The organism is Comamonas sp. CMM03, from assembly GCF_019218715.1.
GTDB lineage: Bacteria > Pseudomonadota > Gammaproteobacteria > Burkholderiales > Burkholderiaceae_C > Comamonas > Comamonas terrigena.
The window spans coordinates 391,630-414,598 of record NZ_JAHUXB010000004.1; the positions used below are offsets into that span (position 1 = coordinate 391,630).

At 66.9% G+C, this 22,969-nt stretch carries 17 protein-coding genes; 8 read left to right on the plus strand and 9 right to left on the minus strand.

Annotated features, from left to right (window positions below; genetic code table 11):
- The first annotated feature begins 258 nt into the window (after positions 1-258).
- Positions 259-912 carry a flavin reductase family protein gene (locus KW830_RS15670; RefSeq protein WP_066536696.1) on the plus strand — a complete coding sequence of 218 codons (654 nt, stop codon included), beginning with the start codon at positions 259-261 and terminating at the stop codon, positions 910-912.
- 132 nt (positions 913-1,044) lie between these two features.
- Here the strand turns inward: KW830_RS15670 and KW830_RS15675 are convergent, their stop codons facing one another.
- The 6 genes from KW830_RS15675 to KW830_RS15700 form a co-directional block, all read right to left on the minus strand.
- Entirely contained in the window at positions 1,045-3,342 is a 2,298-nt protein-coding gene (locus tag KW830_RS15675) for an NADP-dependent malic enzyme (protein ID WP_066536694.1), read from the minus strand.
- A gap of 206 nt (positions 3,343-3,548) precedes the next feature.
- Complete coding sequence (locus tag KW830_RS15680) at positions 3,549-5,036, minus strand: nucleobase:cation symporter-2 family protein (protein ID WP_192334262.1); 1,488 nt, start codon at positions 5,034-5,036, stop codon at positions 3,549-3,551.
- A gap of 323 nt (positions 5,037-5,359) precedes the next feature.
- Positions 5,360-6,628, minus strand: a complete 1,269-nt coding sequence (locus tag KW830_RS15685) for an ArgE/DapE family deacylase (protein WP_066537384.1) — start codon at positions 6,626-6,628, stop codon at positions 5,360-5,362.
- Positions 6,629-6,653: 25 nt separating this feature from the next.
- The gene (gene uraD, locus KW830_RS15690; protein WP_218333668.1) at positions 6,654-8,423 is read right to left on the minus strand and encodes a 2-oxo-4-hydroxy-4-carboxy-5-ureidoimidazoline decarboxylase; all 1,770 of its coding nucleotides are present in this window, start codon (positions 8,421-8,423) and stop codon (positions 6,654-6,656) included.
- 72 nt (positions 8,424-8,495) lie between these two features.
- The gene (gene puuE / locus KW830_RS15695) at positions 8,496-9,455 is read right to left on the minus strand and encodes an allantoinase PuuE (protein ID WP_192334268.1); all 960 of its coding nucleotides are present in this window, start codon (positions 9,453-9,455) and stop codon (positions 8,496-8,498) included.
- A gap of 18 nt (positions 9,456-9,473) precedes the next feature.
- On the minus strand, positions 9,474-10,151 hold the full coding sequence (locus KW830_RS15700; RefSeq protein WP_066537380.1) for a GntR family transcriptional regulator: 678 nt from the start codon (positions 10,149-10,151) through the stop codon (positions 9,474-9,476).
- Between the two features lie 95 nt (positions 10,152-10,246).
- On the opposite strand from KW830_RS15700, the gene uraH reads away from it, so the two are divergent.
- Positions 10,247-10,597 carry a hydroxyisourate hydrolase gene (gene uraH / locus KW830_RS15705; protein ID WP_066536681.1) on the plus strand — a complete coding sequence of 117 codons (351 nt, stop codon included), beginning with the start codon at positions 10,247-10,249 and terminating at the stop codon, positions 10,595-10,597.
- 53 nt (positions 10,598-10,650) lie between these two features.
- Here the strand turns inward: uraH and KW830_RS15710 are convergent, their stop codons facing one another.
- Complete coding sequence (locus tag KW830_RS15710; RefSeq protein WP_066537377.1) at positions 10,651-11,139, minus strand: hypothetical protein; 489 nt, start codon at positions 11,137-11,139, stop codon at positions 10,651-10,653.
- Positions 11,140-11,279: 140 nt separating this feature from the next.
- Here KW830_RS15710 and xdhC point away from each other — a divergent pair, with 140 nt between their 5' ends.
- The 4 genes from xdhC (at position 11,280) to KW830_RS15730 (ending at position 16,837) form a co-directional block, all read left to right on the plus strand.
- Complete coding sequence (xdhC, locus tag KW830_RS15715) at positions 11,280-12,125, plus strand: xanthine dehydrogenase accessory protein XdhC (protein WP_218333669.1); 846 nt, start codon at positions 11,280-11,282, stop codon at positions 12,123-12,125.
- Between the two features lie 253 nt (positions 12,126-12,378).
- Entirely contained in the window at positions 12,379-13,677 is a 1,299-nt protein-coding gene (locus tag KW830_RS15720) for a urate hydroxylase PuuD (protein ID WP_218333670.1), read from the plus strand.
- Between the two features lie 245 nt (positions 13,678-13,922).
- Positions 13,923-14,546, plus strand: coding sequence for a Crp/Fnr family transcriptional regulator (locus KW830_RS15725; protein ID WP_066536675.1), 624 nt, complete (start codon positions 13,923-13,925; stop codon positions 14,544-14,546).
- A 152-nt stretch (positions 14,547-14,698) separates the two neighbouring features.
- Positions 14,699-16,837 (plus strand): sensor domain-containing diguanylate cyclase, encoded by a 2,139-nt coding sequence (locus KW830_RS15730; RefSeq protein ID WP_066536671.1) that lies wholly within the window; start codon positions 14,699-14,701, stop codon positions 16,835-16,837.
- Between the two features lie 72 nt (positions 16,838-16,909).
- On the opposite strand, the gene xdhB is transcribed toward KW830_RS15730, so the two are convergent.
- Both xdhB and xdhA read right to left on the minus strand, forming a co-directional pair.
- The gene (gene xdhB, locus KW830_RS15735) at positions 16,910-19,252 is read right to left on the minus strand and encodes a xanthine dehydrogenase molybdopterin binding subunit (protein WP_218333671.1); all 2,343 of its coding nucleotides are present in this window, start codon (positions 19,250-19,252) and stop codon (positions 16,910-16,912) included.
- The gene (xdhA, locus tag KW830_RS15740) at positions 19,249-20,772 is read right to left on the minus strand and encodes a xanthine dehydrogenase small subunit (protein WP_218333672.1); all 1,524 of its coding nucleotides are present in this window, start codon (positions 20,770-20,772) and stop codon (positions 19,249-19,251) included. The genes xdhB and xdhA overlap by 4 nt, the downstream gene beginning before the upstream one ends.
- 248 nt (positions 20,773-21,020) lie before the next feature.
- Here xdhA and KW830_RS15745 point away from each other — a divergent pair, with 248 nt between their 5' ends.
- Positions 21,021-21,824, plus strand: a complete 804-nt coding sequence (locus KW830_RS15745) for a hypothetical protein (protein ID WP_218333673.1) — start codon at positions 21,021-21,023, stop codon at positions 21,822-21,824.
- A 184-nt stretch (positions 21,825-22,008) separates the two neighbouring features.
- Positions 22,009-22,941 carry a LysR family transcriptional regulator gene (locus KW830_RS15750; RefSeq protein ID WP_066536662.1) on the plus strand — a complete coding sequence of 311 codons (933 nt, stop codon included), beginning with the start codon at positions 22,009-22,011 and terminating at the stop codon, positions 22,939-22,941.
- Positions 22,942-22,969: the final 28 nt, after the last annotated feature.

Here is a 22,969-nt window from a genome sequence, read left to right on the forward strand (position 1 = left end):
CAAAATCGCCGAACGTGTTCTGTGGGGGTGTGTGCACGGATCTGGTGCCGTGCGGGCGGCGCAACACGTGGCCGTGGTGCACGGTTGCAAGTTCTTGGTGCGACGGGCGACAGACGGTATTCCTGGCCTGGCGGCCTGTCGCGGCCCTGCACCAGCGCTGGGCATGGCATTTGCAAGAAAACAGGCCGTACATGCGCCGCATGCAGCGCAGCCTGCTACTCCCCCTGTCGATGCCGGTGACGGCACAGAGAAACTCCAATGACCGAAATTGATTTTGCGCAGCTGGACACCTATGCCCGCTACAAGCTGATGGCCAGCCTGATCGTGCCGCGCCCGATTGCGCTGGTGACCACGCTGGGTGCCGATGGCACCGTGAACGCCGCCCCCTTCAGCATGTTCAACATGATGGGCGAGGACCCGCCCGTGGTGATGCTGAGCGTGAACAAGCTGCAGGATGCGGCGCAGAAGGACACAGCCACCAACATCCTGCGCGACCAGGAGTTCGTGGTGCACATCACCGACGAAGCCATGGCCGCCGCCATGCACCGCTGCGGCGACCGCCTGCCGCCGCACCACAGCGAACTGGTGCACACCGGGCTGACCGCCACGGCATCGCAGAGCGTGAAGCCGCCGCGCATTGCCGAGGCCCCGGTGGCCTTCGAGTGCGTGCTGCACGAGACGCTGGAGACGGAGAGCCGCTATGTCTTCATCGGCCGCGTGCAGTGGCTGGCAGTGCGCGACGGTCTGGTGGACACCGAGAAATGGCGGGTGCGCCTGCAGGAGTTCTTCCCGGTGGGCCGCTTCGGTGCCAGCTTCTACGTCAACTGCCGCGACCGCTTTGCCATCGAAGCCCATGAAGGGCTGGCACAGGCGCGGGATGGGGCCGCCAGCACCGCCATCGACGAAATGTGAGGCGGGGGCCTGCCGCCGGTCTGCCGACGGCACGGCTGCTGCGGCCCATGAAAAAAGCCCCCGGCCGGTGGCAGGGGGCTTGGTGGCTGTCCTCCAGGGACTGCACAGATGCGCTGGCTGGGGCTTAGGTCCTCAGGCCTTGCGCGTCTGGGCCTGTGCGGCGGCCAGGGCGGTCATGTTGACCACGCGGCGCACGGTGCTGGAAGGGGTCAGCACATGGGCTGCAGCGGCGCCACCCAGCAGCATGGGGCCGATGGTGGTGCCGTGGGCTGCCGTGGTCTTGAGCACGTTGAACAGAATGTTCGCGGCGTCCAGGTTGGGGCAGATCAGCACATTGGCTTCGCCGCTGAGGGTGGCGTCCTGCACGGTGCGGCTGCGCACCACGGGGTCCAGGGCCGAGTCGCCGTGCATTTCGCCGTCGCACTCGATGCCGGGGTTGGCCGCGGCAAACAGGTTGCGGGCCGCGCGCATCTTCAGTGCCGACTTGCGGGTGGACGAGCCGTAGTTGCTGTGCGACAGGAAGGCGACCTTGGGAGGCAGGCCGAAGCGGGCCACTTCGTCGGCGGCCATCTTGGCGATCTGGGCCAGCTCTTCGGCGGTCGGGTCTTCGTTGATGTAGGTGTCCGCGATGAACAGCGTACGGTTGTCCAGCATCAGTGCGTTGACGGTGGCCATGCGGTCGGCGCCGGCCTGGTGGCCCAGAACTTCCTCGATGTGGGCCAGGTGCTTGTCGAACTTGCCGACCAGGCCGCACAGCATGGCATCCGCATCGCCCAGGTGCACCATCAGTGCGGCGATCACGGTGTTGGAGCGGCGCACGGTGGACTTGGCACCTTCCAGGGTGATGCCGTCGCGTCCCATCAGCTGGTGGTAGGCCTCCCAGTACTGGCGGAAGCGGGGATCGTCCTCGGGGTCGCAGATTTCCACGTCCACGCCGGGCTGGATGCGCAGGCCGGCCTTGGCAATGCGGGCTTCGATCACGGCGGGGCGGCCGATCAGGATGGGCTTGGCCAGGTTGTCGTCCACTGCCACCTGCACGGCGCGCAGCACGCGCTCGTCTTCACCTTCGGCATAGGCCACGCGCTGGACCTTGCTCTTGGCCGCGGCAAACACCGGGCGCATGAACATGCTGGTCTGGTAGACAAAGCGGGTCAGGCTTTCGCGGTAGGCCTCGATGTCCTCGATGGGGCGGGTGGCCACACCGGATTCGGCGGCGGCCTGGGCCACGGCCGGGGCGATGCGCAGAATCAGGCGCACGTCGAAAGGCGTGGGAATCAGGTAGTCGGGGCCGAACTTCAGTTCCTTGCCCTGGTAGGCGGCGGCCACTTCATCGCTCACGTCCTGCTTGGCCAGGGCGGCGATTTCGCGCACGCAGGCCAGCTTCATGGCTTCGGTGATCTTGGTGGCGCCGCAGTCCAGCGCGCCACGGAAGATGTAGGGGAAGCACAGGACGTTGTTGACCTGGTTGGGGTAGTCCGAGCGGCCGGTGGCCATGATGCAGTCCGGGCGAACGGCCTTGGCCAGTTCGGGGCGGATTTCAGGCTCGGGGTTGGCCAAGGCCAGGATGATGGGCTTGTCGGCCATGGTCTTGACCATGTCGGCCGTCAGCACGCCAGGGGCCGAGCAGCCCAGGAACACGTCGGCACCGTTGACCACATCGGCCAGCGTACGGGCTTCGGTCTTCTGTGCGTACTGGGCCTTGGAGGCGTCCAGGCCACCGGGACGGCCTTCGTAGATCACGCCCTTGGAGTCGACCATGAAGACGTTCTCGCGCTTCACGCCCAGACCCACCATCACGTTCACGCAGGCAATGGCGGCCGCGCCGGCGCCGGAAACGGCGACCTTGACCTTGCCGATTTCCTTGCCCACCAGTTCCAGACCATTGAGCAGGGCGGCGCTGGAGATGATGGCCGTGCCGTGCTGGTCATCGTGGAACACCGGAATGTTCATGCGCTTGGAGAGTTCCTGCTCGATGTAGAAGCACTCGGGCGCCTTGATGTCTTCCAGGTTGATGCCGCCCAGGGTGGGCTCCATCGACGCGATGATGTCGATCAGCTTGTCCGGATCGCGCTCGGCCAGCTCGATGTCGAACACATCCACGCCGGCAAACTTCTTGAACAGGCAGCCCTTGCCTTCCATCACCGGCTTGGCGGCCAGCGGGCCGATATCGCCCAGACCCAGCACGGCGGTGCCGTTGGTGATCACGCCCACCAGATTGCCACGGGCGGTGAACTCGGCCGCCTGTGCGGGGTCGGCTTCGATGTCCAGGCAGGGGTAGGCCACGCCCGGCGAGTACGCCAGCGACAGATCGCGCTGGTTGGACAGGGGCTTGGTGGGGGTGACGGAAATCTTGCCCTTGTTGGGGCTGCGGTGGTATTCACGGGCCGCGTCGCGCAGGGCTTGTTCAGCGGTGGACAGGTTTTGTGTCATAGAAAAAATCTCAACGAAAAAGCTCGGAGCTGTCTGGAAGCTTACCTGATGGCCGCCTCCCGTGGAGGGAAGTCGAACCCCGTGATCAGGCAAGGGATATCGGGTGCAGAGCGCTTTCAGAATGCCAAAGCCCCCTGGGAACGATTCGGCCAGGGGGCGCTAGCCCGGCGGTAGCCGGGACAGAGGCTGCAGGCAGGCGGGATGCCTTAGTGGGCATCGGCCTGGCGTGCGGCCCGGACGGCGGCTTCGGTATCACCCTTGGTGCCGTTGAAGAAAACGTTCAGCAGCACCGCGCAGAGCGAGGCGAGGAGGATACCGGATTCGATCAGTGGATGGATGGCGTGCGGCATCCATTGGCGGAAATTCGGGGCCACCAGGGGAATCATGCCCACGCCGATGGACACCGCCACGATCATGGCGTTGTTGCGGTTGCCCTGGAAATCCACGTTCGAGAGGATGCGGATGCCGGTGGCGGCCACCATGCCGAACATCACCAGGCCCGCGCCTCCCAGCACCACGGTGGGCAGGGATTCGATCAGGGCCGCCATCTTGGGCAGCACCCCCAGCACCACCAGGATGACGCCGCCGGCCACGCACACCCAGCGGCTCTTGACGCCGGTCACCGCCACCAGCCCCACGTTCTGGGAGAAGCTGGTGTAGGGGAAGGTGTTGAAGATGCCGCCAATCAGCGTGCCCAGGCCGTCGGTGCGCAGACCGCGGGTCAGCTCGTCCTGCGAGATCTTTTTGTCCGTCATGTCGCCCAGGGCCAGGAACATGCCGGTCGACTCGATCATCACCACCACCATCACCAGCGACATGGTCAGGATCAGCACCGGGTCGAAGATGGGCGTGGCGATCTCGAACGGCAGGATCACATCGAACCACTTGGCTTCGCTGACCTTGTGGAAGTCCATCAGGCCCATGGCGGCAGTGATGACGCCGCCCACCAAAATGCCCATCAGCACCGAGATATTGGCCAGAAAGCCTTTGCCGAAGCGGGCGATCAGCAGGATGGTCAGCAGCACGATGCCGGAAATACCCACGCCGGTCAGGTCGCCGTACTTGGGGTTGGGGATGGTGGGCACCACGGCAAAGCCCTTGGGCACGGGCGGCAGCGAGGTGCCGGGTGCGCCGGCCATGGCCTGGGCTTCGGACAGCCACTTCAGGTGCTCGGGGTTGGGCACGCTGGGGGCGGTGGGGCCCACGGGGTTGCCGAAGATCCAGTTGATGCCCACGCGCATCAGGCTGATGCCGATCACGGCAATGATGGTGCCGGTCACCACCGGCGGGAAAAAGCGCAGCATGCGGCTGATGACCGGGGCGATCAGGATGGAAATCACCCCCGCCCCGATGACCGAGCCGAAGATCAGTCCCGCACCGGCATGGCCTCCGGTGGACTGGGCCATGGAGATCATTGGACCCACCGCGGCAAAGGTCACGCCCATCATCACCGGCAGCTTGATGCCGAACCACTGCGTGGCGCCCATGGCCTGGATCAGGGTGACGATGCCGCAGACGAACAGGTCGGCGGAAATCAGGTGGGCCACCTGCTCCGGCGGCAGATTGAGTGCGCGGCCGATGATCAGCGGCACGGCCACAGCGCCGGCATACATCACCAGCACATGCTGCAGGCCGAGGGCACTGGCGCGCCCCCAGGGCAGTTTTTCGTCAACAGGGTGGACTGTCGTGGACATGGGGTCTTCCTTGAATCCTTGTGGTCTATCTGTACGGAGCGTGGGCCGTGTGCACGGTTGATTGCGCACAGCGATCCATACAAAAAGTGTATACAAAGTGCGTGCCAGTTTCTGCCCCGTGTTTGTCCGGGTTTGGGGCGGTTTGGCTAGGGATTTGCCCTTGATTGGTGCGTGTTGCGGCAAAAACGGTGCAATGCATTTTTGTGGTGCAAAAGCATTTTTTGCACTGTGAAATGCACCGCCAGGCCGGAACCGGACAGGTCCGGCCGGGCCACAAAAAAACCCGGCCAAGGCCGGGTTCTGTGGAAGGGGTAGGGAGCCGCTCAGGCCAGCAGGTCCACCAGGCTGCGGGCAATCACCTTGGTGGCGCGGCGCAGGTCTTCCAGCACCAGGCGTTCGTCGGAACGCTTGGCGTGGCTTTCCAGCACCGTGCGGGGGCCGGCGCCGTAGATCACGCCGGGAATGCCGCGCTCCACATACAGGCGCACGTCGGTGTACAGCGGCGTGCCCACGGCCGGGGGCTTCTCGCCGAACACCGCCTGTCCATGGGTCTGGATGGCATCCACCAGTGGCTGGTTGCCCGCCAGCGGCGTCATGGCGCGGGCCAGCAGCAGGCGCTTGATGTCCACGCGCACGGCGTCTTCACCGGCGTAGCCGCGCTGGCTGTTGAAGCCTTCCACCGCCTGTGCGATCACGGCGCGGATGCTGGCTTCCACCTCGACGGGGTTTTCCTCCGGAATCATGCGGCGGTCGAGCTTGAGCACCACCTTGCCGGGGATCACATTGGTGTTGGTGCCGCCTTCGATGCGGCCGATGTTCAGATAAGGGTGCTTGATGCCCGGCACCAGGGACGTCACATGCTGGTACTTGGTGTTCTCGGCATACAGCGCCTGCATGATGGCCACGGCGGCCTGCAGCGCGTCCACGCCGGTGTGGGGCACGGCGGCGTGGGCCATCTTGCCGTGCACAGTCACTTCCATCTGCAGGCAACCGTTGTGGGCGGTCACCACCTCATAGCTGAAGCCGGCCGCCACCATCAGATCGGGCTGGGTCAGCCCCTTCTTCAGCAGCCAGCCCGGGCCCAGTTCACCGCCAAACTCTTCGTCGTAGGTGAAGTGCAGCTCCACATTGCCCTTGGCGGGCCTGGCCACGGCTTCCAGCGCGCGCACGGCAAAGGTAAAGGTGGAGAAGTCGCTCTTGCTCACGGCCGTGGCACGGCCGTACATCTTGCCGTCTTCGATCTGGGCGCCGTAGGGGTCCTTGCTCCAGCCTTCGCCGGGCGGCACCACATCGCCGTGTGCATTCAGCGCAATGGTCTTGCCGCCGCTGCCGTAGGGACGGCGCACGATCAGGTTGGTGATGGACTCCATGCCGTAGTCCTGCACTTCCTGGGCCGGCACCACATGTTTTTCGGCGGTGAAGCCAAAGGCCTGGATCAGATCGGCCGTGCGCTCGGCGTGGGGCGCGTTGTTGCCAGGCGGCGTATCGGTGGGCACCTGCACCAGGGCCTGCAGAAACTGCACCTGCTCGTCGAAATGCTGGTCGATCCAGGCGTCCAGGGCGGCGTAGGTGGCTTGGCGGTCTTGGGTCATGGTCTTGTCTCTGTGGTCGTGGGCGTTATTCGGAGGCCAGTTGCTGCAGCACATGGCCGAAGGCATCGACGGCCAGTTGCATGTCGTCGCTGGTGGTGGATTCGCGCGGGTTGTGGCTGATGCCGCCGTTCAAGCCGCGCGTGAACAGCATGGCCTGGGGCATGATCTCGTGCAGCTTCATCGCGTCATGGCCGGCGCCGCTGGGCATGCGGAAAACCGGAACGCCCAGCGCTGCCACGGCCTGCTCCCAGCGGGCCTGCCACTCGGGGGCGCTGGGAGCGGCGGCAGCCTGCATGGCCAGCTCGGTCTTGTACTGCAGGCCGCGGCGCCGGGCAATCTCTTCCAGCTTGGCCAGCACATCCTTGGCCATGGCGTCGCGCTGCGGGTCGGTGGGGGCGCGCATGTCCATGCTGAACTGGCAGCGGCCGGGGATCACGTTGATGGAGCCGTTGGGCACCTGCAGCATGCCGATGGTGGCCACGCTGTCGCCGTCCTGCAGTGCACGCTGCTCCATGTACAGGCCCAGCTCGGCCACGCCCAGGGCCGCATCGTGGCGGCGGTCCATCGGCGTGGTGCCGGCATGGCTGGCCGTGCCATACATCTCGCAGGCATAGCGCACGCCGCCGTTGATGGAGGTGACCACGCCCAGCGGAATGTCCAGCTCGTTGAGCACCGGGCCTTGCTCGATGTGCACCTCGATGAAGCCCAGGTAGTCGGCTGCATCGCGCCGGAGCTTGGGGATGTCGTCGATGCACAGGCCGGCGTGCTGCATGGCTTCGCGCATGGTGATGCCGTCGGCATCCTTCTGGTCCAGCCACGCGGGCTGGAAGTCGCCGATCAGGGCGCCAGAGCCCAGGAAGGTGGCCTTGTAGCGCTGGCCTTCTTCCTCGGCAAAGCCCACCACCTCGATACCGAAGGGCAGGCGCTTGCCGGCGCGGTGCAGTGCACGCACGCAGGCCATGGGCACAAAGATGCCCAGGCGCCCGTCGTACTTGCCGCCGTTGCGCACGGTGTCGTAATGGCTGCCGGTGAGCAGGTATTTGCCTTCGGGGGTGGCCGGCTGGTAGCGGCCGACGACATTGCCCACGGCATCGATCTCGACCTCGTCGAACCCGCAGTCGCGCATCCAGTGGCTGATGCGCTGGGCGCAGGCCCGGTGGGCGTCGGTGAGGTAGGTGACGGTGAGCTGGCCTTTTTCGGCGTAGCCCGGCTCGCTGTGCTGGGCCAGCTTTTCCTGCCAGTCCCAGACATCGTTGCCTTCGGTGGGTTCATAGCCGAACTTGTCGTTCAGGCGGATTTCGGCAATGCGGTGGATGTTGCGGATGGCCTCGGCCCGCTCGTAGTCTGGGAGATTGAGGCTGCGGCGCGCGAAGGTGTCGATGATCTCCGTCTTGCTCAGGCCCAGGCCGCGCGGGCCGCGCACGGCCAGAATGAAGGGGAAGCCGAAACGCGCGTTGTAGTCGGCATTGAGCTGCTGGATGCGTGCAAACTCTTCGGGCGTGCAGGCGGTCAGGCCCGCCTTGTTCTGTTCGTTGGTGGATTCGGCGGTGAGCGACTTGGCCACCATGGCCTTGCCGGCCAGCTCCGGGTGGGCGCGGATCAGGTCCAGCTGGGGCTGCACGCCGGCCTGCGCCAGCACCTGCACCATGGCGTGCTTGAGGTGGGCCAGCGAGGTGAAGGGGCGCTGGGCCAGGGCAGCTTCGGCAATCCAGGGCGAATGCTCGTACAGCCCGTCCAGCAGGGCGACGGCTTCGGCAACCGAAGCGGTGTTGAGTTGTTCCAGTGTCAGAGCCATGGTGCTTCTTTCAAAAAAGTGCGCAGCCCGACGCGGGCAGGGCGTTCGGGCGGCAGGACGGCTGCGATCCTCTTACAGGGCGGGCGCGGGAAAGCGCTGCGCCCAGTGGCGGGCCAGGTCGATGCGGCGGCAGACCCAGACGTCGCTGTGGCTCTGGACATGGTCCAGAAAGCGCTGCAGCGCCGTGATGCGGCCGGGGCGGCCGAGCAGGCGGCAGTGCATGCCGATGCTCATCATCTTGGGTGCGTTCTCGCCGGCCGGATCGCCCTCGGCGTACAGGGTGTCGAAGCTGTCTTTCATGTACTGGAAGAACGGATCGGCGTGCGAGTAGCCCTGGGGCAGGGCAAAGCGCATATCGTTCACGTCCAGCGTATAGGGCACGATCAGCTGGTTGTGCTTGGCACCATCGGTCTTCTCGACCGTCATCCAGAACGGCAGGTCGTCGCCGTAGTAGTCGCTGTCGTAGCTGAAGCGGCCGGCGTCGGCCACCAGGCGGTGGCTGTTGGGGCTGTCGCGGCCGGTGTACCAGCCCAGGCCGTGGTCGCCGTCGTGGCCGTAGAGCTCCTCGAAAATCTCCAGGCACTGCACCATGTGGGCGCGCTCGACCTCGTCGGGAACGTTCTGGTAGTGGATCCACTTCAGGCCGTGGCAGGCCACTTCATGGCCCAGATCGGCAAAGGCCTGGGCCAGTTCGCGGTGCTTTTGCAATGCGGTGGCCACGCCGAACACGGTCAGCGGCAGTCCGCGCTTTTCGAACTCGCGCAGGATGCGCCAGACACCGGCACGCGAGCCGTATTCATAGATGCCATCCATGCTCATGTGGCGTGCCGGGTAGGCGGCCGGGTTGAACATCTCGGACAGAAACTGCTCGCTGGCCGGGTCGCCATGCAGCACGTGGTTCTCGCCACCTTCCTCGTAGTTCAGCACGAACTGCACGGCCACGCGCGCCTTGCCGGGCCACTGGGGCTGGGGCAGGTGGCGGCCGTAGCCGACCAGGTCGCGAGGATAGGGGGTGGTGGCGTCGTAAGTCATGGAAGGTTCCTGGATCAATCAGAGGGCAACGGAGGACAGTGCCATCGACAGGTCGCTGGTGGGCAGCTCGCGGTCAAAGGTCAGACCGGCTTCCACGTGCAAAAGATGTTCCTGCATCAGCCGCACGGCCGTGGTTTCGTCTTTTTCAGCCAGGGCGGCGACGATGGCGGCATGCTCCTCGTGCGAATGTTCGGCGGCGCTGGTGCTCTGGTACATCAGCGTGATCAGCGCGCAGCGCGAGATCAAGTCGCCCAGCAGCTGGGCCAGCACCTGGTTGCCCATCAGCTCGGCCATGACCACGTGAAAGTCGCCCAGCAGCTCGGTGCGCTGGCCCACATCGTTGCGGTCCATGGCTTTTTTCTCGGCGCTGATATGGGCTCGCAGCGACTGGATCTGGGCGGGCGTGACCTGCTGCACAAAGGCGCGGGTCATCTCGCTCTCCAGCATGGCGCGCACGGCGAAGACCTGCTTGGCTTCGTCCACCGAAGGGGTGGCCACAAAGGCGCCGCGTGCCGGCTCCAGCGTGACCAGGCGGTTTTGCGACAGCTGGAACAGAGCCTGGCGCACCAGCGTGCGCGAGACGCCGAAGTGGTCGGCCAGCTTCTGCTCGGCCAGCTTGGTGCCTGGCAGCAGCTTGTGTTCGACGATGGCGCGGGTCAGCGCGTCGGCAATGGTGCTGGTGGAAGAGGATTGCATGGGGTTCATCTCGATGCGATCTGGTGCAAAAATTGTATACACTTTTGGTGGACAGGAGATGGCGCGTTGCCACCCGTTTTTAAGGAGTTATCCCTATGGGCCTGAGTACCCACGTTCTGGACACCATGCATGGCGGCCCGGCTGCCGGCATGCAGGTCAAGCTGTTTGCCACGCAGGGCGACAGCGCCACCTTGCTCAAGACGCTGACGCTGAACCACGATGGCCGCACGGATGCGCCGCTGTTCGACAACGCCAGCCTGCAGGTCGGGACCTACCGCCTGACGTTCGATGTGGCCGGCTACTTCAAGGCCAGGGGCGTGCAGCTGCCCGAGCCCAATTTCCTGAACCAGGTCAGCCTGGACTTTGGTGTGGCCCATGCCGACCAGCACTACCACGTGCCGCTGCTGGTCAGCCCCTGGAGCTATTCCACCTACCGCGGCTCCTGATCCGGAGCCTGCGGGGCCTGCACCCGGGGTGGGGGCATGCCACCTTCGGGGAATTATTCTCCCCGCTGGCCTTCACTGAGCGTGTCCAGCTGGAAGCGCCCGGACTTGTCCCACAGCCAGGTGTCGGTGTAGCTGAGCTTGCCGCGCATGCCGGAGGGGTTGGGGAAGGGGGCTGCAGCGCGCACGGTGCGCTCGATCTCGGCCACCACCTCGGGCGCATGGGTGGGCGCACGCAGCCAGTGCAGGCGGCGCACGCCGCCATTGCGGTCCAGCTCGACCTCCAGCACGCCAATCGCATACAGCATCGGGGGCAGCTTGCCCTGGTAGATGCGGTGCTGGTTGCGGGCATAGATATGCCGGGCCGCGTCCTGGCGGTATTCGCGCACCGCCGCAGGGCTGGAGGCCCCCGCGCCCGAAGGCGTGGATGGTGGGGTGGAGCCGCAGGCGGCCAGCAGCGCCGTCACGGCGGCGGCCATGCCGCGCCACAGCCAGTGGCGGCCGGGGCGGGCAGAAGAGGGGTTGGAGGAAGAGGGTTCAGCCATGGTGCCAAGCGTATCCTGAAACCGCAGCCCCTGCTGGCAAGCAATGTGCATGGGTGCAGGGCGCACGAATGGCGCACACGGTGCCGATTCGCTGGCACCATGGCATTCCCATCACACAGGCAGACAAGGGCAGATTCTCTATGACGGTGCGCGATGCATGGACACAGCTGCAGGCCGCAGTGGCCCACGGCCCGGTGTGCCTGGTGCAGGTGCAGCAGGTGCAGGGTTCCGCCCCGCGCGAGGTGGGGGCCTGGATGGCCGTGTCCGTCGGACTGGCGCCGGGCAGTCTGCACGGTCTGGTGGGCAGCATTGGCGGCGGCCACCTGGAATACCAGGCCATGGCCCATGCCCAGCAGGTGCTGGCCGGCCGGCAGCCGCACGGCGTGCAGCGCTATGCGCTGGGCCCCAGCCTGGGCCAGTGCTGTGGGGGTGTGGTGCACCTGGCGTACCGGGTGGTCGGGGTGCAGGATCTGCCGTCGCTGGAGCTGCGCCAGGCCCGGCGCCTGCCGGTGGCGGTGTTCGGTGCCGGCCATGTGGGCCAGGCGCTGGTGGCGGCGCTGCAGCGCCTGCCCTGCAGCATCGTCTGGGTGGACAGCCGTCCCGGTCTGTGGCCAGACAGTGCGGTGGCCGATGCCTGCACCACGCTGGTGCAATCCGACCCGGTGCAGGATGCCGTGGCCGACCTGCCCGCTGGCAGCCGGGTGGTCATTCTCACCCACAGCCATGTGGAAGACTGGGACATCTCTGCCGCCTGCCTGGCACGCCAGCGCGAGGCGGGCGACCTGCCTTTTGTGGGCCTCATCGGCAGTGCCAGCAAATGGGCCAGTTTCCGCCGCCGGCTGCTGGAGCGCGGCTTCGATGCCGCGGCCGTGGACGCCGTGCAGTGCCCGGTGGGCATTCCCGGCATCGCCGGCAAGGAGCCCGAAGTGATTGCCGTGGCGATTGCCGCGCAGCTGATGCAGACCCGCGCCCTGGAGCCGAGCTGAGGCGCGGGCGGGCCGGGCATGGACTGTGCATCGGCAGTGCCGTGCTGCATTCAGGGTATGCACGGGGGGCTGCGGCGGTGTTTTTTCGCAAGGCGGCGCAGAAATTGCATACACTTTGTGTTCACAAAAACTGGTCGCAGCGGTGCTCCGGCGTTCTGCCATGGTGCGCGACCATTTCTTCTGCCCAGAGCCTCCGCAGTGGTGGGCAGGTTGATCACACAAGGCGGCCCCCACGCCGCCAGGGTTGAGAGCTATGGAAAGCTACATTCTCGACTGGGCCAACCTGCTGCTGCGGTGGCTGCACGTCATCACCGCAATTGCCTGGGTCGGTTCCTCGTTTTACTTTGTCTTCCTCGACAGCAGCCTGACGCCGCCGGTCGATGAGGACCTGAAGAAGCAGGGCGTCAGCGGCGAACTCTGGGCCGTGCACGGCGGGGGCTTCTACCACCCGGTGAAGTTCGCGGTGTCCCCGCCCAAGCTGCCCGACCACCTGCACTGGTTCTTCTGGGAAAGCTACACCACCTGGCTTTCGGGCTTTGCCCTGCTGACGGTGTCCTATCTGTGGAACGCCAACATCTACCTGGTGAACCCGGCCAACCCCATCATGTCCAGCAACATGGCCATCGTGGCGGCGCTGGCCTTCCTGGTGGTGTTCTGGCTGCTGTATGACGGCATCTGCCGCATCTTCGGCCAGAAGCCCAACGGCGATGCCATCGTGGGCGGTCTGGTGCTGGTGCTGGTGTGCATCGCGGCCTATCTGGCCTGCCACATCTTCCCCGGCCAGGCGGCCTTCCTGCTGATGGGGGCGATGATTGCCACCTCGATGAGCGCCAACGTGTTCTTCTGGATCATTCCCGGCCAGCGCACCGTGGTGGCCGACCTGAAGGCCGGCAAGTCCGTGGACCCCATCCACGGCAAGCGCGGCAAGCAGCGCAGCGTGCACAACACCTATTTCACGCTGCCGGTGCTGTTTGCCATGCTGTCCAACCACTATGGCTGGCTGCACAGCCACCCGCAGAACTGGCTGGTGCTGATTCTGATGATGTTCGCCGGCGCGGCCATCCGCCAGTTCTTCGTGATGCGCCATGGCTACAAGCTGGGCCGCAACCCCCATCCCTGGAAGTACGCGGCCGTGGGCGTAGCGGTGCTGATCGGCACCGCCATCTGGCTCCAGCCCGCACCGCAGCCTGCGCCCGCCGCCGCCAACATTGCGCCGGTCGGTCAGGTGGTGATGCAGGGCGAGCAGGCGGCGGCCCCCGCCGCAGCGGAGCCGGCCCCGGCGGCCAGCGCCGCGCCCCAGGCCCCGGTGGGCAGCTATGAGAACGTGCACGCCATCATGCAAAAGCACTGCATGGTCTGCCACAGCGTCAACACCATCGCACAGAAGAACGTGAAGTTCGACACGGCCGAAGAGATCAGGAGCCACGCCCAGCAGATCTACACCCAGGTGGTGCAGCTGCGCAAAATGCCGTTCGGCAACCCGGGCGCTCTGAGCGATGAAGAGCGCAGCAGCTTCAAGCAGTGGTTTGAAAGCGGCGCCGCCGTCCGCTGAGCCCCTCGCTTGCCCGCCCAACCCGCAGCCCGCAAGGCCTGCGGGTTTTTTCATGCACCGGCGCTCTGGCACGCGCGGGGCAGTGGAAATGGCCGCAGGATGGTGGCTGGCACCTGCCGGACAGGGACGGGACGCCCAGGCGGGGATAGGGCCGGAATGCCGCCGGGCCGGCATTCCATGCAGGCGCACACATCATTTGACTTTCCTCAACACCCGCAGCAGCCGGCCACGGCACAGTCCGTGCCATGTTCCACATTCCGACTTTCGACCCGTTCGCCCAGGCCGAGGTGGTCTCTGCCGGGCAGCTGCTGCGCCAGCGGCACGAACACCCCAATGAGGTCCTGTACATCGACAGCGGCCGGGTCCTGCTGGGCGTGCGCGATGAGGGACAGATGCGCCACCAGCTCGGTGTGGTCGAAGGCCCGGCCTGGCTGGATGCCGCCTTCGTGCTGACCGGACAACCCTGCTGTGTGGACATGGTGGCCGACTCCCGGGTGCGGCTGCGGCGCGTTTCGTTGCTGGAGTTCCGCCAGGGGATCTCGGCGCTGCCCGGCTCGGTGCAGTCGCTGGTGCGGGACATGGCCCAGGGCTATTGCCAACAGACGGAAACCGCGGTCAGCCGTCTGGCCCAGGATGCCGAAGCCCGCTGCGCCCAGTGGCTGCTGCGCCATGCCCAGCATGCCGACAACGGCACCATGCGCGTCACCTTGCACCAGCGCAAGCGCCTGATCGCCGCACAGCTGGGCATTGCACCCGAGACCTTCTCGCGCGTGCTGCGCCACCTGCGTGAGCATGGCCTGATTGCCGGCACCGGCAATGTGCTGAACCTGCCCCATCCCACGGCCTTGCAGGTGGTGGCGGGCGGCTGAGGTCTGACCCTCTCAGGGTAAACCGATCGCATACCAAGGGTTCCTCCTGCAATCGGGGGCGCCGTGGCTTTCCTATAGTGGGTGCTCTGTTGCAGCGAACGCCCATGTCTACATTGCCACCATCTTCTGGCGGCGGTTGGCGCTGGCCAACTATGCGCCGTACGACAGCGACCGAGCCTCTGGCCTGGTGGCCGGGCCCGCTGGTGCGCTCCTGGGGGCTGGTGGCGGTGGCCAGTCTGCTGCTGGCCTGCATGCTGTGCCTGGGTCTGCTGGCCCATTATTCCGATGCCCAGACCCTGCGCGACGAGCGCCGCCAGCAGGAAATGGTGGCCGGCTTCACCGCGCGCACGCTGGGGGTACGCATCGAGTCCTACCAACGCGTTCTGCAGTCCATGGGCCAGGGCATCCATTCCAGCATGCTCGACACCCCCTATCTGCTGGAGCTGCTGCTGCGGGAAGACGCAGGCTATGCCGGCATTTTCGACACCCTGGTGATGACGGCCAGCGACGGCAGCATGGTGTCCTATGCCCCCTCGGGCGGTACGCCGGCGGGCGGCAGTGCGCTGCGCGATGCGCTGCGCCGGACGCTGTCGGACGGCAAGCCCCAGGTCACCCACATCACCGTGGAAGCGGCGGTCGAAGGCGCCACGCCCCAGCTGGGCCTGGTGCTGACCGTGCCGCTGCGCCAGGCCGGCGGTGCCGTGCGGGGCGCACTGGCCGGCCTGGTGCGCATGGGCCTGCCCAGTCTGCTGCCCCAGCCCGGGGAAGACGCGCCGACGCAGCGCTGGCTGCTGGTGGACCAGGACGGGCTGCTGCTGGCCGATTCCCGGATAGCGCCACCGCAGCGGTCCGAGACTGTGGCTTCCCCGGACGCTGCGGCCGCGCCGGCCGCCGAGCGTGTGCAGACGGCGCTGGGGGTGAGCGACGCACAATGGGCGGCCTTGTCCTCCAGCAGCACCGCCAATGCCGACAGCCAGCAGTGGGGCCACCTGATGGTCACGCGGGTAGGCCTGCCGCTGCCGCGCTGGCAGGTGGTGGCGGTGCGCGACCTGTCCACGCGCCTACTGGGCCTGCAGCGGCTCACGCCGTGGCAGTGGCTGGCGCTGGTGGCCACGGCCGTGGCCGTGGCGCTGGCCTTGCTGGGTGCACTGTGGTGGCTCAGCCGCCCGCTGGTGGGGCTGCTGCGCCAGGGCACGCGCCGGCGGGCCGAGGCACAGGCCCTGCGCCCCCTGGCCGCACCGGTCCAGCCCGGCGGGCGCATGCCGGACAGCGTGGTACCGGTGCCGCCCCTTGCTGTACCGGAAGGGCTGTCACCGCTGGTGCTGGATGAGGCCTCGCACCTGCGGGAACACTGGCAGGCACTGGAGCAGGAGCTGCACCGCAGCCAGCAGCAGGCCGGCAGCCTGGAGGCTGCCGTGGTCCAGTTGCTGGAAGCCATGCCCGGCGGCGCGGTGTGGGAGCAGGGCGAAGTGCTGCTCTATGTCTCGCGCCGTGCGGCGGCGCTGCTGGGGCGCGACGCCAAATCGCTGCAAGGCGTGCACCTGCACCAGCTGCTGCACAACCAGTCGGGGCTGCGGCAGTGGATTGCGCGGGCGACCGGCAGCCTGGCCAGCTTCGGCCATGTGCGGGGGGAGGTTCCGTGGAAGCTCCAGCCCGGCCTCACGCGCTGGCTGCAGGTGCAAGGCCAGGCCATGCAGCTGCCCGCCCTGGGCAATCTGTGGCTGCTGGACGATGCCGAAGTGCTGCGCCAGCAGCGCCGGCTGGCACGCTGGCAGGATGCGCACGACGCGGGCACCGGCCTGCCCAACCAGTACACGCTGCAGATGCAGCTGCAGTCCTGGTGTGCTGCGCCGCCCACCGAGCCGCAGGGCCAGGGGCTGCTGTGGCTGGATGTGGACTATTTCACGGCCCTCAATGCCACGGCCGGGCGGGCGGCAGGCGATGAGGTGCTGCGCCAGGTGGCGTGGCTGCTGCAGCGCGAGCAGGGGGCCCACGGCCTGGCGGCGCGGGTGGGGGCGGATGCCTTTGTGCTGTGGCTGCACGCTGCCGACACCGAAGCGGCCGTGCAGACCCTGGCCTGGCGCCTGTGTGCGGCCGTGCAGGAATGGGCCCCCCACTATGCCGGCCAGCGTTTTGTGCTGGGGCTGAGCGTGGGCTGGCTGTGGACCGATGCCGCCGATCTGGATGCCGACCAGCTGCTGCGCACTGCGGAAGCCGCCTGCCGTGAGGCCAAGCGCAGCGGCCAGGGGCGGGCAGTGCAGGCCCGCCTGCCGGATGTCCTCCGGCAGTGAGGGCGCCGCAGCCCAGCGCTGGACCACCGGCCCGTGCGCGCCAGCAGCGCACAGGCAGTGATCGGGCGGTGATCAGCTGGGGAGTGCCTGCAGGGCGTTCAGCACATGCTCTGCCGTGGCCGGGGCTTCCAGCTGCACCGGCGCATGGGCATGGCCCTGCTTGGCATGGTGGCTGCCGATGGCGTGGCGCAGCGCCTCGTACACGCTGATGGCCAGCATGAAGGGCGGCTCGCCCACGGCCTTGCTGCCGCCCACGTTGTCCTCGTGGTTGGGTTCCTCGAACAGTTCCACCTTGAAATGGGCCGGCACATCGCCGGTGGCCGGAATCTTGTAGGTGCTGGGCGCATGGGTGGTCAGCAGGCCCTTGTCGTTCCACACCAGCTGCTCGGTGGTCAGCCAGCCCATGCCCTGGATGAAGCCGCCTTCCACCTGTCCGATGTCGATGGCCGGGTTGATGCTGCGACCGGCGTCGTACAGCACGTCGATGGCCAGTACCTTGGATTCACCGGTCAGCGTGTCGATGGCCACTTCGGTGCAGGCCGCACCGTAGGCAAAGTAGTAGAAGGGCCGGCCGGTCAGCGTGGTCTTGTCGTAGTGGATCTTGGGTGTGCGGTAGAAGCCGTCGCTCCACAGCTGGATGCGGTTGGCATAGGCGGCCTGCACCACGTCGGTGAAAACGCGCTCGCCCTTGGGCGTGCGGACCACACCGCCGGCAAAGCCGACGGCACCGGCGCCGCAGTGGTCCAGCCCGGCCACAAAGGCGGCCAGGTTGTCGCGCACGCTGCGTGCGGCGTACTGGGCGGCGCGGCCGTTCAGGTCGGTGCCGCTGCTGGCGGCGGTGGCGCTGGCATTGGGCACCTTGCTGGTGTCGCTGGCCGTCACCTTGACCTGGGCCAGCGGCACCCCCAGCTCGTCGGCCACGATCTGGGCGACCTTGGTGTGCAGGCCCTGTCCCATTTCGGTGCCACCATGGTTCACCTGCACCGTGCCGTCGGTGTAGACATGGACCAGGGCGCCGGCCTGGTTGAACAGCGTGGCGGTGAAGCTGATGCCGAACTTGACCGGGGTGATGGCAATGCCGCGCTGGATCACGTCATTGCGGGCATTCCAGTCCGCAATCGCCTTTAGCCTCTGCGGGTAGTTCGCAGACTGTTCCAGCTTCTGCGTGATGGGCAGCAGGATGTTGTCCTCCACGCGCATCTGGTAGTGCGTCACATCGCGGCCGGCAGCGGGGTCGGCTTCGTAGTAATTGCGGCGGCGCACGGCCAGGGCGTCCAGGCCCAGGGTGCGGGCAATGTCGCCGAGGATGGTTTCGATGACGATCACCCCCTGCGGTCCGCCAAACCCGCGAAATGCCGTATGGCTTTGCGTATGGAGCTTGCAGCGGTAGGAGCTGATGGACACGTCCGACAGGAAATAGGCGTTGTCCGCGTGGAAGATGGCGCGGTCGGCCACGGGGCCGGACAGATCGGCGGAAAAGCCGCAGTTTGCCAGCATCTCCAGTTGCAGGCCGGTGATGCGGCCGGTGTCGTCAAAGCCCACATCCCAGTGGTAGGCAAACGGGTGGCGCTTGCCGGTCACCATGAAGTCGTCGTCCCGGTCCAGCCGCAGCTTGACCGGGGCGTTGAACTTGCGTGCCGCCAGCGTGGCCCACACGGCCAGGTGGCCGGACTGGGTTTCCTTGCCGCCAAAGCCGCCGCCCATGCGCCGGCACTGCACGGTGACGGCGTGGTTGCCGATGTCCAGGGCATGGGCCACCCAGTGCTGCACCTCGCCCGGGTGTTGGGTGCTGGAGTAGATCCACCACTGGTCCTGCTCCATCGGCAGGGCGTAGGCAATCTGGCCTTCCAGGTAGAAATGTTCCTGTCCCCCCACTTCCAGCGTACCTTGCAGCCGGTGGCCGGCACGGGCCAGACCGGCCGCCGCATCGCCGCGCTTCACATGCACGGGCGGCAGCACATAGCTTTGGACCCGGTGGGCGTCGTGCACATTCAGCAGGGCGGGCAGGGGCGTGATGTCGCACTGCACCTTGCGCGCGGCGCGGCGGGCGGCCATCACGCTGTCGGCCACGACCAGGCCGATCACCTGGCCGATGTGCTGCACCGTGTCCTGGGCAAAGATGGGCTCGTCGTGCCCAAAGGCCGCCAGGATGGGGTCGCCGGGAATGTCGGCGGCCAGCACCACGCCGCGCACCCCGGGCAGAGCCAGGGCGGCGCTGGCATCCACCCCGTGCAGCTGGCCGTGGGCGACCTGGCTGAGGATGGGGGCGGCGTAGAGCGTGCCGCGCACTTCGGGCACATCGTCCACATACTGGGCTTCGCCCTTGAGCTGGGCGACGGCACTTTCGTGAAAGGCGGACTGGCCCACGGCCTGGGCGGTGGCAGCCGTCAGTGCGGCTTCATGGGGGGCGTTCATGGCAGAACCTCCACGGCAATCTGTTCCAGGGTGGTGGCGCGGTGGCCTTGGCTTTCGTTCCAGAAGCGCGTGGCCAGGCTGGCCAGCAGCTGGCGGCGGTAGGCGCCGCTGGCGCGCATGTCGGAAATCGGGCTGAACTGGGCCTGCAGCGCAGCGGCCGCAGCCTGCGCCGTGGCGGCGTTCCAGGGCTGGCCGCGCAGTGCGGCTTCTGCCTGGGTGGCACGCACCGGGGTGGCGGCCACCCCGCCGGCGCCGATCGTGGCTTCAGTGACGATGCCGCCTTGCACGGCCACACGCAGCACCAGGCAGACCGCGGAAATGTCATCGTCCTGGCGTTTGCTGACCTTGTAGGCGCGCAGCAGGTGTAGATCACCCGCCTGTGCCGTGGCCTGGGTGGCGTGCAGGGGCACGTCAATGCGCACCAGCAGCTCGTCCGCTGCCATCACGTTCTGACGGTAGCCGGTGTAGAGGTTTTCCAGCGGCAGGCGGCGTTCGCCCCGCACGCTGGCCAGCACGATCTGGGCGTTCAGCGCGATCAGCAGCGGCATGGAGTCGCCAATGGGCGAGCCATTGGCCACATTGCCGCCCAGCGTGCCGCTGTTGCGCACCGGCAGGCCGGCAAAGCGGGCCGCAAAGCGGTGCAGCTCGGGGTAGTGCTGTTCCAGGGCGGCAAAGGCCTCGGTCAGCGTGGCGGCGGCGCCAATCTGCAACTGGCCGTCCTGCCGTGTGATCTTGCGCAGGGCGGTCACCCGGGTCAGGTCCAGCACGGCGGGAAAGCGCTTGTGCTGCTTGGTCACCCACAGGCCCACATCGGTACAGCCCGCCACCACCTGGGCGTGCGGCTGGTCTGCGCGCAGCCGCAGCAGTTCCTGCAGATCGGTCGGGGATTGGTAGGCGGACTCACTGTCCACGGACTTTCGCTCGCGCTGCAGCTGTTCCAGCTTTTGCAGCACCGCGGACTGGTTCAGCGGTGCGGGGGGCAGATCCCCCATCTGCTGGGCGGCATCCAGAATGGGGCGGTAGCCGGTGCAGCGGCACAGATTGCCGGACAGCGCCTCCTGCGCCTGGGTGCGGTCCACCGGGACGCCTTGCAGCGTGTGGTTCTCGTACAGGCCAAACAGGCTCATCACGAAGCCGGGGGTGCAAAAGCCGCATTGCGAGCCGTGGCACTGCACCATGGCCTCTTGCGCCGGGTGCAGCGGGTGGCCGGCGGCATGGGCGATCAGCGGGTCGCGGGCCAGGTCTTCCACCGTCCACAGGGCCAGGCCGTCCACGGAGTGCGCCAGGCGGATGCAGCTGTTGATGGCGCGCAGCTGCAGCACCGGGTCTTCTCCGGCCTGCTGCATGCGCTCGCCCAGCACCACGGTGCAGGCACCGCAGTCGCCTTCGCCACAGCCTTCCTTGGTGCCGGTGCAGTGCAGGTCTTCGCGCAGCACTTCCAGCAGCGTGCGGTCGGGCGGGACGTCGTGCAAGGTGACCGGCTGGCCCCTGCGCAGGAATTGGATGGTGCGGGTGGTCATTTTTTGGTGGTCCTCGTGGGCATAGGCCGCATGGAGAAGCAGGGTACGCCAGTGCCAGGGCGCTTGCATATGTCAGAACGTATGTGCGGCATCCAGGCGTACAGATAGCTGCGGCTTCAAACTTGGGAGCAATGCAAGCAATCCTTATGCCGTTTTGGATGCGGCGGCAGGGGATATACGCGAACCGTAGGCCGGCCGCACTTGGTAGACTTGGGTGTGATCACCTGTCTGCGCGTGTCTGCTGCCCCATGAAGCTGCCCTCCTTTTTCCGACGAGCCAAGAACGCCCTGAAGTTCTGGTCCGCCGCTCCTGCTGTGGAGGCTGCAACGTCCCCCATGCCCACATTCGATGTGGAGGAAGCGAAGGAGAGAGTGGCCAAGCTCAAGCTGCCTGAATCCAACACCCCGCTGCGCATGCATGCGGTGGTCAAGCTCGCGCCGATTCCGCTGCCGCGCGCGGTCCGCTATGAAAGTCAGGTCATCTACACCTTGGCGCTGGTGGGTACGGCGCTGCTGGTGTGGGGCGGTTTCCAGGTGCCGGTGGACTGGCTGCTGTGGTACGGCATGGCGGCACTGCTGGTGTTTGCCGGGCTGTTTCGCATCGAAGGGCCGCTGACCCGGGCCGAACACAAGGCCCGCAGCATGGAGGTGCGGCTGCGCCATGAAGACTACCTGCAGGCGGAGTCCCGCCTCAAGCAGGTGCTGAGCGAGCGCTTCAACGAGCGCATGACCGAGTTCCAGACCATGCAGAACCTGTATGAACAGGCCAAGAAGGCGGTCACGGCCATCGAGCAGAACAAGGGCAACAGTTTCCTGAGTGCACTGTCCAACCCTTTTCGCACCGAAAAGACCGAGGCCGAGCTGCTGGCCGACGAGGTGGAGCGGCTGGAGCAGCGCATGGCCGCCCTGGTGTCGGAGCTGGAAGACTTCTCCGACATCCACAAGGAAGAGATCGACGCCGCCATCATGGCCCGCCACAATGCGCGCCTGGCGTACTGGCAGGCCAAGCTGGACGAGGCCGTCATGACCGGGGAGGCGGTGCAGCAGCACTGAGGACCCGGCACAGGCCGCCGCCCCGCGGCGGCCTGGCATTGCAATTGCATGGTGTACTTCCCCGCCAGGGGTAGCGGCCCGTGGGCGGGACTTCCCCGGGGCTGCCGGCCTGCGCGGCCCATGCATACTGCGCAGCAGCTTTTACACATCCGTAACCCATTCCCTTTTCGCCTTTTCTGCTTCCATGCGCGAGCAAACCCTGTTTGACAAGATTGACCTGCACCTGATCCGTGTGCTGCACACGGTGCTGGTGGAGCGCAATGTCTCGCGGGCGGCAGTGCGCCTGGGCATGTCGCAGCCGGCGGTGTCCACCGCGCTGCGCCGGCTGCGGGAGCTGGCGGGCGATCCGCTGCTGGTGCGTTCCGGCGCGGCCATGCAGCCCACCGACGCGGCGCTGCACATGATCGAGCCTGCGGCCGCCATCCTGCGTGCGGCCGAAGGGCTGTTTTCCCAGGCCCGCAGCTTTGACCCGGCCCAGGCCAGCCGCACGTTCCGCATCGCGGCCAGCGACTACCTGGATCCGCTGTTCCTGCCCCAGCTGGTGGCCTATCTGAAGGCCCACGCCCCCGGCTGCCCGGTGGAGGTGATGGCGCTCAGCCACGAGGTGCACTACCAGGCCCAGCTGGCCCAGGGCGAGGTGGATGTGGTGATCGGCAACTGGCCGGCCCCCCCGATGGAGCTGCACCAGAGCCCCCTGTTCGACGACGAGGTGGTGTGCCTGGTCAGCAACCGCCACCCGGCCGTGCGCCGGGGTTGGGACGAGTCGGCCTGGCTGGAGGCCGAGCACATCGCCCCCATGCCCACCTACCCGGGCGCGCGGGGCGTGATCGATCTGCAGCTCGAACAGCTGGGCCTTCAGCGCAACATCACGGCGCGCTGCGCCCATTTCAGCCTGATGCCCGACATCGTGGCCGGCAGCCTGCTGGTGCTGACCACCGGCCGCCAGTTCTGTGAACGCTTTGTGCAGCGGCTGCCGCTGCAGATACTGCCGTGTCCGGTGCCCCTACCACGACTGACGTACTACCAGCTGTGGCATGCCCGCACCCACCATTCGGCAGCGGCCATCTGGCTGCGAGAGGCGGTGAAAGACGTGGCTTTGATGCTCTCTAAACAGTAGCGTATAGCCCAGTAGCAGTCAGCGGTTA